This window comes from Pseudoalteromonas sp. T1lg65 (assembly GCF_051930985.1).
In the GTDB taxonomy this organism is placed as follows: Bacteria; Pseudomonadota; Gammaproteobacteria; order Enterobacterales; family Alteromonadaceae; genus Pseudoalteromonas.
The window spans coordinates 337,052-350,081 of record NZ_CP196838.1; the positions used below are offsets into that span (position 1 = coordinate 337,052).

Annotated in this window: 12 protein-coding genes; 7 read left to right on the top strand and 5 right to left on the bottom strand. The window is 42.6% G+C overall.

All coding sequences use genetic code 11. The annotated features are described in order from the left end of the window. The first annotated feature begins 188 nt into the window (after positions 1 to 188). From ACSLBF_RS18830 to ACSLBF_RS18855, 6 genes are all read left to right on the top strand, one after another. Positions 189 to 2,042: a CIA30 family protein gene (locus ACSLBF_RS18830; RefSeq protein WP_440056937.1), complete on the top strand. Its 1,854-nt coding sequence runs from the start codon at positions 189 to 191 to the stop codon at positions 2,040 to 2,042. A gap of 177 nt (positions 2,043 to 2,219) precedes the next feature. After that, positions 2,220 to 3,227 carry a sensor histidine kinase gene (locus tag ACSLBF_RS18835; RefSeq protein ID WP_440056938.1) on the top strand — a complete coding sequence of 336 codons (1,008 nt, stop codon included), beginning with the start codon at positions 2,220 to 2,222 and terminating at the stop codon, positions 3,225 to 3,227. A 1-nt stretch (position 3,228) separates the two neighbouring features. Further along, positions 3,229 to 3,936, top strand: coding sequence for a LytR/AlgR family response regulator transcription factor (locus tag ACSLBF_RS18840; RefSeq protein ID WP_440056939.1), 708 nt, complete (start codon positions 3,229 to 3,231; stop codon positions 3,934 to 3,936). A gap of 313 nt (positions 3,937 to 4,249) precedes the next feature. Next, positions 4,250 to 4,780, top strand: coding sequence for a signal peptidase II (gene lspA, locus ACSLBF_RS18845; protein WP_440056940.1), 531 nt, complete (start codon positions 4,250 to 4,252; stop codon positions 4,778 to 4,780). Positions 4,781 to 5,474: 694 nt separating this feature from the next. Then, the gene (locus tag ACSLBF_RS18850; protein ID WP_440056941.1) at positions 5,475 to 6,452 is read left to right on the top strand and encodes a DUF1852 domain-containing protein; all 978 of its coding nucleotides are present in this window, start codon (positions 5,475 to 5,477) and stop codon (positions 6,450 to 6,452) included. A gap of 20 nt (positions 6,453 to 6,472) precedes the next feature. After that, positions 6,473 to 7,501: a methionine synthase gene (locus ACSLBF_RS18855; protein ID WP_440056942.1), complete on the top strand. Its 1,029-nt coding sequence runs from the start codon at positions 6,473 to 6,475 to the stop codon at positions 7,499 to 7,501. A gap of 177 nt (positions 7,502 to 7,678) precedes the next feature. Here the strand turns inward: ACSLBF_RS18855 and ACSLBF_RS18860 are convergent, their stop codons facing one another. Continuing rightward, positions 7,679 to 8,404 (bottom strand): substrate-binding periplasmic protein, encoded by a 726-nt coding sequence (locus tag ACSLBF_RS18860; RefSeq protein WP_440056943.1) that lies wholly within the window; start codon positions 8,402 to 8,404, stop codon positions 7,679 to 7,681. 99 nt (positions 8,405 to 8,503) lie between these two features. Here ACSLBF_RS18860 and ACSLBF_RS18865 point away from each other — a divergent pair, with 99 nt between their 5' ends. Beyond that, a complete protein-coding gene (locus tag ACSLBF_RS18865) occupies positions 8,504 to 9,382 on the top strand; it encodes a tetratricopeptide repeat protein (RefSeq protein ID WP_440056944.1) in 879 nt (292 codons plus the stop codon). An 8-nt stretch (positions 9,383 to 9,390) separates the two neighbouring features. On the opposite strand, the gene ACSLBF_RS18870 is transcribed toward ACSLBF_RS18865, so the two are convergent. The 4 genes from ACSLBF_RS18870 to deoD form a co-directional block, all read right to left on the bottom strand. Next, the gene (locus ACSLBF_RS18870) at positions 9,391 to 10,272 is read right to left on the bottom strand and encodes a hypothetical protein (RefSeq protein WP_440056946.1); all 882 of its coding nucleotides are present in this window, start codon (positions 10,270 to 10,272) and stop codon (positions 9,391 to 9,393) included. A gap of 9 nt (positions 10,273 to 10,281) precedes the next feature. Beyond that, the gene (locus ACSLBF_RS18875; protein ID WP_440056947.1) at positions 10,282 to 11,022 is read right to left on the bottom strand and encodes a ferredoxin--NADP reductase; all 741 of its coding nucleotides are present in this window, start codon (positions 11,020 to 11,022) and stop codon (positions 10,282 to 10,284) included. A gap of 71 nt (positions 11,023 to 11,093) precedes the next feature. Next, positions 11,094 to 12,050, bottom strand: coding sequence for a tetratricopeptide repeat protein (locus ACSLBF_RS18880; RefSeq protein WP_440056948.1), 957 nt, complete (start codon positions 12,048 to 12,050; stop codon positions 11,094 to 11,096). A gap of 273 nt (positions 12,051 to 12,323) precedes the next feature. Then, positions 12,324 to 13,025, bottom strand: a complete 702-nt coding sequence (gene deoD, locus ACSLBF_RS18885; protein WP_440056949.1) for a purine-nucleoside phosphorylase — start codon at positions 13,023 to 13,025, stop codon at positions 12,324 to 12,326. Positions 13,026 to 13,030: the final 5 nt, after the last annotated feature.

Consider the following 13,030-nt stretch of genomic DNA (forward strand, 5'->3'; position numbering starts at 1 on the left):
AACGATACACAAACTGGTTATTCCAAGCCCACAATACAACGTTGTGGGTTTTTTATACTTCATTAGAAATTGTCTTTCGCCAGCCAAATATGTCGATTCACAGTGCTTTGTGTCGGTTCAGCCAAGTTTTGCTGAAGATAATGAGATGTATGTCTAGACTTGCTGTAAATCAACAGTAGGGTACAACAATGAAAATATTCTCAAATAACCAAGTCAAACATGCTTCTTTACTTTGTCTCATAATGAGTATCAATTCATACGCCAGTGAGCACAGCTTACGAATTGACAATGTGCATGTTTTAAATGAACAAGCAACTGGCTTTAGCAAACTAAGCCGCGTTTATATTGAAAACGGTGTGATTAAATCTATCGCCAGTATGGACGAGTCTGCACAAACTGCGACTCAAGTTGAAAATGCCCAAGGTGGTTATCTTGTACCGGGCTTTATCGATTTACACACCCATCTCAGTGCATCCGGCTCAACCTATAGCAGTTACCAGCAGCTCCCAATTGAAGCGAATTTAAACAGCCAGCTTTACTACGGCATTACTAGCGTGACCGACCTTATGATGTCAGATGAAATGTTATCGACAGTCAAAGGGCTAGATGGTCAATACCCAAATGTGTACGCCGCGGGTCCTGCATTTACTAACCCCGGCGGTCATGGAACTCAATTTGGCATTAAAGCGCACGAAGTGACTGATTTAAAAGATGTTGAAACACGCTGGCAGCTACACCTAGCTAACCAAACGCAGCTCACCAAAGCGATGATAGAAACCTTTAACGGCAGCGTTACGCCTTTAAGTGATGAAGTACTTGCCGATCTAGGCAAACGCTCAAAAGCTGCGGGGTTACCTTTTTTCGTTCACGTTTCTACATTAGAAGACGGTAAACGCGCTATTAAAGCCGGTGCCACAGCCCTTGCTCACGGGATCCTGTATGAACCAATAGATGAAGAGTTTATTGACTTGATGAAATCAAATCAGGTGACCTATATCCCTACCCTTGCCGTAGCACATAACCATGGTGATGAAGCAGATCATCAGCAACTGAGTAGTTTAGATTTATCGCCAATGCACGCTAAGCTCAAGTCTTGCTTGTTTGATAAAGTGGACCCACCAACAGGCTATTTTGAATTTACTTGGCAAAAGAAGTCCATCGCTTATCAAAACCTACAAAAGCTTGCATTAGCAGGTATAACCATAGGCGCAGGTTCCGATGCTGGTAACCCCTACACTCCACATGGAAGCGGCTTAATCACTGAGCTATTAGCGTTGAAAAATGCAGGCCTTAACAATCAAACCATAGTACAAGCAGTCACTATCAATGCAGCGAAGACGCTTGGTATAGCTGGTAGCTATGGTACGTTAACGGTCGGAAAATCTGCCGACTTGGTCTTACTCGAAAGCAACCCGCTGCAAAATATCACTGCATTAACTCAAGCTAAATCAGTATTTCTCGCTGGCAAAAAAGTGGATCGCCAACAACTGGTCGCTGCTAACGCCAAAATGCAACCACAAGGTAATTCTTGCTCTGTTGCACAAAACAAATTGGATCCGACAATTTTTAGTTCACAACAAAATGGGAGAAATTGGGTAGCCGTGAGTGACACAATGTTTAGCGGTAGCTCTACCACCCAAATAGAGCGGTCAGAACTTGGCTTAGCGCTCACTACAACACTTGGTAAGCCTGGGCAGTATGGTTCATTTAGCGGCGCAATGCTCGATTTTGGCATGCTTGGTGATGGCTCTGATTACCAAGGTATTGAGATCCGCTACCAAAGCTCTCACCCGGTCTATTTCTCCGTGCATAGTAGTAAGGTAAAAAATTGGGATCATCATCATATCGTACTGCAACCTAGTGATACGCTGACCTCAGTCAAAGTGCCTTTTGAAAAACTGAAGCAATTTGGCTTTGGCCCAAAAGTAGAACTTACCACCAGCGAATTAAAGGGTGTTGATTTATTGTGGAGACTTATGCCAGGGCAGCCTCAATTGGCTACTGCAATTGATGCCAAAGTAGCAACCATGAAGTTTTATTAATCAACGCAGCGCTAGGGCCTGTTGACCTTTACTGTTTGATTTTGTTCCTCTCAATGGGTTTTAAGCGCGGCGCTCGCTAGGCTGACCTCGCCTAGCGCTTAGATATTTGTACTATATAAACAAAAAGCTTGGGGCTATGGCCCCGAGCAGTTTACTATCTTAAATAAAAACGGGAATATGATGTCCATCTTCCAAGATTTGCGCTTACCTTTTTTCCGCCGCTCTTTTGTCGTGCTGCTGTTGCTCGATATCGCTTATGCATCGCTTTATGCCTTTATGGGCTATACCAACTCAGTCGAAGACGCATTCCGTGGTATTTGGACTTGGTTTGTGTTTTTTTACTTGCTACCGGTTTGGGGAGCTGCATTAATAATCTTAGCGCGCAGACGCAACGGTAAGACCAACATAATAATCGAGTGGTTCACTGTCGTAGCTTTTATGAGCTTTGGTAATCAAGTAGTTAGCTGGATATTGGAATTTGTCTATGATTATCCTGGCGGACTCAATATGGGTGCCATGGTGGTGTTTAATGGCATACTTTGGGGAACTTGCTTGTACGCCAGTTATGCGATGTTTGAATACCGCAGTAAGGCTGCTAAACAGAAACAGGCAACCCAAAAAGCACAACTGCAAACACTGCGCTACCAGCTTAATCCACACTTTATGTTTAATAGCCTTAATACCATTTCCTCATATATTCATACTGATCCTAACCTAGCAGATGAAGTACTTCACAAACTTGCGGATGTGCTGCGGTATTCACTCGATACGGGCGAATTAGAACTAGTCAGTGTGAAGAAAGAAGTTGAGTTAGTGAATACCTACTTAGCTATTGAGGAAGCGAGATTTGGCGAAAGGCTAAAAGTCGAGTTTACAATTGACGACGCTGCACTGAATAAGAAAATTCCTCCGTTATTACTACAGCCTATTATTGAAAACTGCTTTAAGCATTGTCGACAAGTCACAAATTTGCATATTCAATGTCGCATTGAGTTAAAACAAGATAAGCTACATATCAGCATAAAAGACAATGGCAGTGGATTTTCAAGTGAGGTGCTGGCACTCACGCACCAACATGGCATTGGTATAAAAAATCTTCAACAGCGTGTCGCAATGCAACCCCAAGGCAAGCTGCAACTAAGTAACGATGGTGGCGCACAGGTTCAGATTATAATGCAGGTTTAAGATGATTCGAGTATTAGTAGCCGAAGACGAAACTCCGGCAAGAAATAAACTACTCAACCAGCTGTCAATGCTAGAGCATGTGGAAATCGTTGGCGAAGCGACAACAGGTAAGGAAGCACTTACACTGATTGAAAAACTACGACCCGATGTCGCACTATTAGATATAGAAATGCCCGAACTCAGCGGGTTAGACTTACTTGATGTGCTTGATTTTAAACCTTATATTATTTTTACCACCGCTTACTCTGAATTCGCGGTAGAGGCATTTGAACATGATGCTCTTGATTACTTATTGAAGCCATTCCCGCTTTCCAGACTTAAAAGCGCACTGGATAAAGCTGAAGCCAGATTAACTCCCCTACAGCAACGCCAGCCGGCGTTTAAGAGGCTTGTCAGCAAACAAGCAGAGCGGATCAGTTTTGTAGAACCTAATGACATCTATTACATCAGTGCTGGAAACAGTGGCGCAATTGCGCATACCGAAGCTGGAAATAAACCATTAACGCTCAGCCTTGAGCAATTGGAACAACGCTTAGCTGCCGAACAGTTTGTACGACTTCACAGAGGTTATTTAGTCAACTTAGATCACGTCAAAGAAATACAGCGCTATTTCAACGGTAAACTTGCTGTGATCATAAACGACGCACATGCGACCGAGTTAATCACGAGTCGCTCTGGTGCAGAAAAACTCAAACTATTACTCGATTAATACGACTATAGCTCCCGCCAGTCAGCCTACCATTAATCCCGCCGACTACCAACGCCCTGTGGTTAAGTTCACATGCAATACTTGAAGCTAAAACGAACCATTTTTTGGGACAGTAAATATAGCAATACAGGTACAAACTATGCTAACTTACTGCCAGCATGGATATTATTGAGCATAATCCACAGCTAAAGCTGCAACAAAATTTTTATCATCTACTTGAGTTGCAAGGTAGCAGACATCGAAATGCATTACAGCCTAACTCCTTAATACATTTCAAACAGAGCCATTTAATAACAATAAGTTTTTCTAAACAATGAATCTATTTATCAGAGTTATGACCATTGCTGTCATCACCATCACCTGTATTGGAGCTGATCAAGCCAGCAAATTTCTGGCTGCTAAAAACCTCACAGAAGGAACGATCACAAGCTATTTATTCGGTTTTCTCAGACTACAGTATATAGAAAACACCGGTGCATTTTTGGGACTAGGTAGCACATTGTCAATACACTCTCGGTTTGGCTTGTTGGTAATTCTAGTTGGTTTGATGTTGCTGGGTATATTGTGTTATCTCCTACTGAATACCAAACAGCGCGTTACATCACTCATTGGACTGTCGATGATCTTTGCTGGTGGTCTGAGTAACTTATATGATCGGGTCAATAATGCTGGAGCAGTTGTTGACTTCCTTAATATCGGCATTGGTACGTTAAGAACCGGCATATTTAACATCGCCGATGTTACGATATTATTTGGATTGCTTTTGTTGGTCGTTTCACTTGTAAAGGGAAGTAGCAAAGCTAAAAACAAAGCTAATACTTCTCCTCGCATGGTTAAAACTTAAACTTGTGCTTTATTTCAAGCTACTCACGAACGTATTCAGTTGAGTAGCAGAAACTTACGTGACTTTCCATCTTGCCGCTTTGGGTAACCCTATCTCAGCGTCCATCACCTAATGATCGTATTCTCCAGTCTCCCGGTCGTCCTGCGGCGGGCTGCAATAGGCTTGCCTTACAACATGTGATTGTTTCACAACTTACAAAGCAGATGAGAAGCGAACACGCTTCTTAATTTCTGAAACCGTTGATGGTTATCTGTTTATGCTGAGATCTCTGAGTACATGGTCATTATGATACACGCTGGACATCGTCATCATTTGCTATGTTAGCCACTTTCTAAATAATGTGCGCTAGATTAGCTCTCGCCTTAAAACCTCCTGAATATTCTTCATGTTTGAAGTGAGCCAAATTCAACAAAACCATCTAGACGTCTAGAAATCCACCTTTATTTTTGAGAATGTTGATATTGCTTGTGGTGGATCGCTTAAATATGCCAGGCCCAAGCGCTAACTGATGAATCTAACTCAAGTTTTATGTGAAATTAAACCGTTTTTCTTCATCTAACGATCCACGTATAAATTCTCCATGCCTGATGCGAAACCTCAACGCCGTCGAACGTGCAATTGCATACAGGGAAAATTTTAGTGCTGTGATTAACACACAACCAGACAACAAATTAAACTTTGGATACCGCGCATCATGAATACAGATATTACATTTACTATTAAAAGTACGCGTCTCGATGAAAACTACCACCCATCGGATAATACTCGGCTTACCACCAACTTCGCGAACTTAGCCAGAGGCGAAAGCCGTCAACAAAACTTACGTAACGCCCTAACCATGATTGATAACCGCTTCAACGCATTAGCAAATTGGGATAACCCAAATGGTGACCGTTATGCGTTAGAACTTGATATCGTGTCAGTTGACTTAGACATTGCAGGCAGTGGTGAAGCTTTTCCTTCTATCGAGGTGTTAAAAACCACCATCGTCGACCGTCACACTAACGAACGCCTTGAAGGCATTGTTGGCAATAACTTTTCGTCGTACGTGCGAGATTACGATTTCAGTGTTTTACTGCTTGATCATAATAAAGGCCAATCGCAATTTAGCGTTCCCGATAACTTTGGCGAGTTGCATGGTAAATTGTTTAAAAAGTTTGTCGATTCTGATACCTATAAGCAACACTTTCATAAGTCGCCGGTGATATGCCTTAGCGTATCCGATAGCAAAACCTATCACCGTACTGAAAATCAACACCCTGTGCTGGGCTTTGAATATCAACCAAATGAATCCTCATTAACCGAGCAGTACTTTAAAAAAATGGGGCTGCAGGTGCGTTATTTTATGCCGCCAAATAGTGTCGCGCCGTTGGCATTTTATTTCTTTGGCGATTTATTAAATGACTACACCAACCTCGAGTTGATCAGCACCATCGCAACGATGGAAACATTCCAAAAGATTTATCGGCCCGAAATCTATAACGCCAATGCTGTCGCTGGAAGGTGCTACCGTCCAAATTTAAGAAATTCGGACCACTCTATCACGCAAATAGTCTATGACCGAGAAGAGCGTAGTCGACTAGCTATCGAACAAGGTCGCTTTACGCAAGAGTATTTTATCAAACCTTATCAAGCCATACTTGAGCAGTTTTCTGCAAATTACGCACTCTAAACAGAACGGATTTACTGATCATGAAAACATTATTACCCACTTCGACAGCTGGCAGTTTACCCAAACCATCTTGGCTTGCTGAGCCAGAAAAATTATGGTCACCATGGAAATTAGCAGGCGATGAATTAACAGACGGCAAGCAAGATGCCCTGCGAGTTTCTTTGCAAGAGCAGCAGCTGGCTGGTATTGATATCGTTAGCGATGGTGAGCAAACACGTCAGCACTTTGTTACTACGTTTATAGAGCACCTTGACGGTGTCGATTTTGAGCAGCGTAAAACGGTTAAAATTCGGGATCGTTATGACGCGAGCGTACCTACTGTGGTAGGCCCCGTTTCTCGCCAAAAGCCGGTTTTTGTTGAAGATGCCAAATTTTTAAGACAACAAACCAAACAGCCAATAAAGTGGGCACTGCCCGGCCCAATGACCATGGTCGATACCTTGTATGATGCTCACTACAAAAGTCGAGAAAAGCTAGCGTTTGAGTTTGCTAAGATCCTCAATCAAGAAGCCAAAGAGCTTGAAGCCGCTGGCGTTGATATTATTCAATTTGATGAACCAGCGTTTAATGTGTTTTTTGATGAACTTAACCAATGGGGTATCGCCGCTTTAGAACGAGCAACGGAAGGACTAAAGTGCGAAACGGCAGTGCATATTTGTTACGGCTACGGGATCAAAGCGAATACCGATTGGAAAAAAACACTGGGCTCAGAGTGGCGACAATATGAAGAAGCGTTTCCCAAACTGCAGCGTTCAAGCATCGATATCATCTCACTTGAATGTCATAACTCTCGTGTTCCTATGGAATTACTCGAGCTTATTCGCGGTAAAAAAGTAATGGTTGGCGCTATTGATGTGGCAACTGATACCATTGAAACACCGGAAGAAGTCGCCAATACGCTCAGAGAAGCGCTTAAATATGTAGACGCTGATAAACTCTATCCATGCACTAACTGTGGCATGGCACCTTTGTCTCGCAACGTGGCAAATGCCAAGCTGTATGCATTGAGAGCTGGCACAGATATTATCCGCAAAGAGTTACAAGCTTAAGCACCCACAGAACAAACTAAAGCGATTTCTTCACTTCAAAGCAATCGCTTAAACAACCCGGACCGATTAGTGGTATGGTCAATGTGCAAGTCCATCAACGCTTGGCTGAAAAGACTGGTGATAGGAAGCTTCCCTAACTTGGGGTAAGTCTTGACGCAAAATTGAAGAGAGCGAAGCCTAAGGACCAATATACAATTCGTTATGCTTCTCGAGTTCAACCCGAATACGCTCAATAATTTTTGCGTCTGTCTGATGATTAAAAGCCATACATGCTTTCTGTCCAGTAACTTTTTTCACTTCATAGATGGCTTCTACCGTTTCATACGGGACATTAATTTTTTTAAGGCCCTCATACATAGTGAACTCAGAGGCAAGCAGTAAATCGACTCGACCAGCAACTAACTTCTTATATAGCCCATCAACTCCAGCTGTCACATCTAGGTTTATGCCTTGCTCAAAGCCTTGTTGCACCAAAAATTCGTGGATTGCACTGCCTTTCACCACGGCTATTGCATATTTTTTAGCATCATCCGTCGATTGGATTTTTATGTCGTGCCGGGCTTTCAGTTTAAAGAAATACTCACCTACAGGTTGCAACAATGGACATGCCCACTGGAATAAGTGCTCTCTTGTTTCATTACGAAAGATAGAGTAAATCATGGTGTTAGGCGTAGTTTGGGCGATTTTCATGGCGCGAACCCAAGGATAAATGCGGATCTCGTAGTCAACTCCAGCGGCATCTAAGACTTCCCGTACTTTTTGAGTCGCACGCCCAACAATTTTTCCTTGCTCATCAGTATAATTATATGGTCGCCATTGTTCGGTTACCACATTCAGCTTTACGCCCCAACATGGGATGCTCCACAGCGGCAAACACATCAAAACGGTCACCGAATATTTCATACAACCCCCTTTGCTAGTGAGTGTAACATTGGCGAAGCCTTTGCATTTCTGCCATAACTCATGCACCATGACGACAAAAATTCATTCCGAACACATGTTATGAAAAAAATTATTTTATTTTTCGCACTACTATTTTGCTCCGCAACAGTTGCGCAAGAGCAAGCTCAACAACCTTCTAAGTCTAACACAGAACCACAAAAACAAGCATTGCAGCAACTAGACAGTCCAATGTATCGACCGCTCATCGAGCGCTATATTCTGGATGAATTGAAATCCGTTCGCGAGGATCAATTACGCCTTAGAACTGATATTGAGTCTCGCTTAGCACAAACGCAACTAACTACCGCTGACAGAGCAATCACTTACACCACTGATACTATCAATAACGTCTTTTTATTAATCACAGCGGCTGCTTCCATCTTAGTTGTGGTCGGTTGGACCTCATTTAGAGATATTAAAAACAAGGTTGAGGATATAGTGAACCAACGAGTTGGCAGTATCACCGACGAATATGAAGAGCGTCTACAAGTGCTAGAAGAAAAGCTCAAAGAACGCTCCGAAGAGATATTGAATAACCAGAAAAAAATCTCTATCACCAATGAAGTTCACTCGTTATGGATGCGTGCAAACCTTGAAAGCGATATGAATTCAAAAATCGAAATTTATGACGAGATCTTGAAGCGTAAACCCGAAGATGTTGAAGCCATTGCCTACAAAGCTGATGCACTACTTGAGTTGGGTCAAACTAACGTTGCTATCTCTTTGTGTAATCAGGCATTGGAAATTGATAGTGACTATGGCTACGCTTATTGGCAGCGCGCCTGCGCTTACGCCATGCTTTATCAACATGCTGACGCAATGGCAGATATAAAAATGGCACTGGAATACGCCCCCAATCTTAAAAACGAATTACAGCATGAGCCAGCTTTTGCGACGCTCGCTGACAATCAAAGTTTTAACGAGCTGGTAAATAGTTAAGTTTTCGTTTACTTGAGCGCTTGCAACACTTGCTGTTGCAAGCGCTCAGTTTGTGTTGCACTTGGCGACCAATCAGCAACATCTAAATAATGAACTGACAGTTGCTGAGCGTGGCTAAAATGCCTTTTCACATCCATAAACAGCTCGCTTTGGAAAAACAATTTTGCCAAGCTGCCATCTTCCATTGCTTTACTTAAACCGTATTCGAGGCGCTGGTAAAGTCCAATATTTTTCTTGTTTATAAAGAAATACATAGGTGCAGGATAAACAATTAGATGGTGCTGACTAAACGCCAACTCACTCCGTTGTAATAACGCCAATTCAGCGGGTAATTCAATCAATCCTCGCGGAAATATCGCCTCCGGTGTTCGAGTTAATTGAGCTTGTATTTCGCTGGAGTCTCGGAATGTTTGAACCTTAAAGCCATTATTTTTAAAAACCTTTACGTCAGGCCAATCACGACCAAGATAGACAGGATAAGTTTTTAGCACTTCGAGGCTCATTGGTTCGGCAAACTCATTAACTAGGGTCGGTTTAGCAACTAAAACGCGAATACCATAGCTACCAAATGCAATTGGGATCGGTACTGGTGTGGCTAATTCTGCCCTGTCCAAGCTAAACATAGTCCAAAACACATCGGTATTACCCTTGGCAATTTCTCGAAACTGACGAGATTGATTGATAGGAAGGTCCACTTTTTTTAACCAAGCCTCGCCGTATTTCGATTGAGACTTATCTAACGCTAATTGTAATACCGCCAAAAAATAGCGGTTTTGCGGCGTGCCATTAACAAGCTCAGCGTCAACCACCTTGACCACCGTCTGACACCATGAGGTGGTTGCGAAAATCAAACACAATATCAATAAACTATTTCTAAAAGTCGCTATCATGAAGCCACCTCACCAATATTGTTCTACCGTGATATGGCCAGGTTTGGCTCGCCGATGCCGTTCAAAACCCAACTTGTTAAGCAACCCTGAGGTTTCTTTTACCATGTCAGGATTGCCACAAAGCATAAAGTGACTTTGTTCAGGAAACGATTGATAGCCAAAGTGCTGCAGTAACTGATTGTCGCGAATTAACTCTGTGATCCGGCCTCTTAGGCCCAACTCAGGTAACTCCCGAGTGACCAACGGTAAGTAGTTAAAAGTCTGCTGTGTGTTTTGAATTTCAGTAAGTTCATCTTGGTAACATAGATCGCTGTTTTTTCTAACCCCGTGGATTAAGTTAATCTGCTCAAAACGTTGCCATAACTCACCTGCCCGTAGCATAGAAATAAATGGTCCAATCGCAGTCCCTGTGCTCATCATCCACAACACTCGACAGTCTGGTAACTCATCTAGTACAAAGAAGCCATTGGCTTGTGTTGCTACATCAACAGTGTCACCCACACACAATCGGTGTAATGGGGGCGATAAGTTGCCTCCGGGTACTTCGACCAATAAGAACTCTAGATGAGATTGTGACGGCGCATTAACAAAAGAATACGCTCTAGCGATACGTTTATCACCATTGTCTAATGCGAGTTTAGTAAATTGTCCGGCGACAAAAGGCGCGATATCAGCCTTTATTTTGACCGTAAATAGGGTGTCATTCCAATCGATTACTTCGCTTACTGTCCCCTTAGTCCATGCTGCCATTGGTTACTATGCCTCTGTTTATTGTCGAAAATAAGTTCGTACACTTAAACATGGCAAAGTTAGTCATGATGTCAAAGATTGTCGCACCACTGTTTACCAAGCAGCTTAGGTAGCGGTGTGGCAGAAACTTGTAATTTTCTGGGTTCAAGGTAAGCAACGGGCAGTTTGAAATGAGAAATTTGTAACTTTAGATGGTCGAACATGCCTTCTTGTGTCGCTTTATTGGCTAATGCTGTTAACTGTTCCGTGTTCATTTTATCCACATTGCCTTGATGTAGCATATCTATCCACACTAGATAAGCGGTTATTGTATTGGCAAGTTCAGGGTGGGATTTTATCTCGGTAAGGGCGAGCTGATAGCCTTGTTCATTAGATTGCATTAAGTACAACCCAAGAAGGTTTAAATAAACAATGGCGCGCGGTATTGCTTTATCTTGCTCCTTAAAATACACCAACGATTCGTGATAATGAGCAATTGCACGCTCAACTTCGCCGCCAGCCACGGCGGAATTACCAAGTGCAACTTGCAACTCTCCTTTGGCATATTCAGGAACAGCCGTAGGCTCTACGCCAGATAACAAAGCATATGCTTGAGCAGGCTGCTCTTTTTCACTAAAAATCACAGACAAGTTGAGTTTTATCACCATTTTTAAAATTTGGTCATCTGTCTTCGCAAGGGCACATTGTAGATGTACCGTTGCACTATCCAATTGCTTTCTGCGCCAATAGCCTAGGCCAATATTAGTCACCAGCTTATATTGATCATGCAATAAATAATCTTTAAATTCAGTAGATTGTAATGCAGCAACCGCCTCAAGTAACTCTTCATTTCTATCTGAATAAGTCGCGGCTTGAATCACTCCATTATGAAGTCGGTAACGTGTCAATACATCCAATGATGGCTCGGAAATAACACGGTTATAGATTTCAAACGCTCGATCTGGCTCGGTTGCGATGGCTTGTTTGAAGTTTTCATAGTCAGCAGTAGTGAAAATCGTAGAAAATAACAGCAGAAAAAAGGTGTTCATACAGCTCAAAATACATACCAAAGACCAGCGTAGTATGAACTTTCAAGCCCAGCTTAGCAACCAAGCTATTGCGTATAACACAATAACAATTCAGTATTGGTTGATAGATCAGATTATAATTGTTTAATTTTTCAGAAGTATTTACCTCTCAGATAAGCCAAATAGCAAACAAAAAAAAAGCCGCGGAGGAGCGGCTTTTTTGGGGTGTGATTCGCGTTGTTTTAGGCGTGTCTCCAAAACTCTGCGATTACGTTACCAAGGAACTTTTTTACTTTATAGCGATTCAAGCGCTATTTTCACCATTTCATTGAAGGTGCTTTGACGCTCTTCTGGCGGCGTAGCTTCACCTGTGATCACGTGGTCACTTACCGTGAATAAAGCCATTGCTTTAGCGCCGTACTCAGCTGCAACGCCATACATGCCAGCCGTTTCCATATCAACGGCCATCACGCCAAGCTTGTCTAATTCTTTATAAAAATCACCATCTGCTTGATAGAAAGTGTCAGTAGTAAATACATTACCGACTTTCGCTTCAATACCAAGACGACGTGCGGCGTTAACGCCATTTTCTAGCAAACCAAAATCGGCAATCGCAGCAAAATCATAACCACGAACACGAGCACGATTTACATTCGAGTCTGTACTTGCGCCTTGAGCAAAAATCACATCACGAATTTTGATATCTTGACTAATACCGCCACAGGTACCAATACGGATAAGGTTTTTCACGCCAAAACTGACGATAAGCTCTCTGGCATAAATAGACATTGAAGGGATCCCCATACCAGATCCCATAATGCTCACAGGTTTACCGTTGTAAGTACCTGTGAAACCAAACATATTTCGCACGTCCGTCACTTGACGGGCGTCTTCCAAGAAGTTTTCAGCAATGTATTTAGCGCGCAGCGGATCGCCTGGCATTAATACGGTTTCAGCAAAATCCCCTGGATTAGCGCTAATATGTGGTGTACTCATAGTGT

Coding starts and splice junctions, on each gene's coding strand:
- ACSLBF_RS18865 (WP_440056944.1), top strand. CDS start 8,504: ATGAAAAAAATTATTTTATTTTTCGCACTACTATTTTGCTCCGCAACA.
- lspA (WP_440056940.1), top strand. CDS start 4,250: ATGAATCTATTTATCAGAGTTATGACCATTGCTGTCATCACCATCACC.
- ACSLBF_RS18835 (WP_440056938.1), top strand. CDS start 2,220: ATGATGTCCATCTTCCAAGATTTGCGCTTACCTTTTTTCCGCCGCTCT.
- ACSLBF_RS18860 (WP_440056943.1), bottom strand. CDS start 8,404: ATGAAATATTCGGTGACCGTTTTGATGTGTTTGCCGCTGTGGAGCATC.
- ACSLBF_RS18850 (WP_440056941.1), top strand. CDS start 5,475: ATGAATACAGATATTACATTTACTATTAAAAGTACGCGTCTCGATGAA.
- deoD (WP_440056949.1), bottom strand. CDS start 13,025: ATGAGTACACCACATATTAGCGCTAATCCAGGGGATTTTGCTGAAACC.
- ACSLBF_RS18870 (WP_440056946.1), bottom strand. CDS start 10,272: ATGATAGCGACTTTTAGAAATAGTTTATTGATATTGTGTTTGATTTTC.
- ACSLBF_RS18875 (WP_440056947.1), bottom strand. CDS start 11,022: ATGGCAGCATGGACTAAGGGGACAGTAAGCGAAGTAATCGATTGGAAT.
- ACSLBF_RS18830 (WP_440056937.1), top strand. CDS start 189: ATGAAAATATTCTCAAATAACCAAGTCAAACATGCTTCTTTACTTTGT.
- ACSLBF_RS18855 (WP_440056942.1), top strand. CDS start 6,473: ATGAAAACATTATTACCCACTTCGACAGCTGGCAGTTTACCCAAACCA.
- ACSLBF_RS18880 (WP_440056948.1), bottom strand. CDS start 12,050: ATGAACACCTTTTTTCTGCTGTTATTTTCTACGATTTTCACTACTGCT.
- ACSLBF_RS18840 (WP_440056939.1), top strand. CDS start 3,229: ATGATTCGAGTATTAGTAGCCGAAGACGAAACTCCGGCAAGAAATAAA.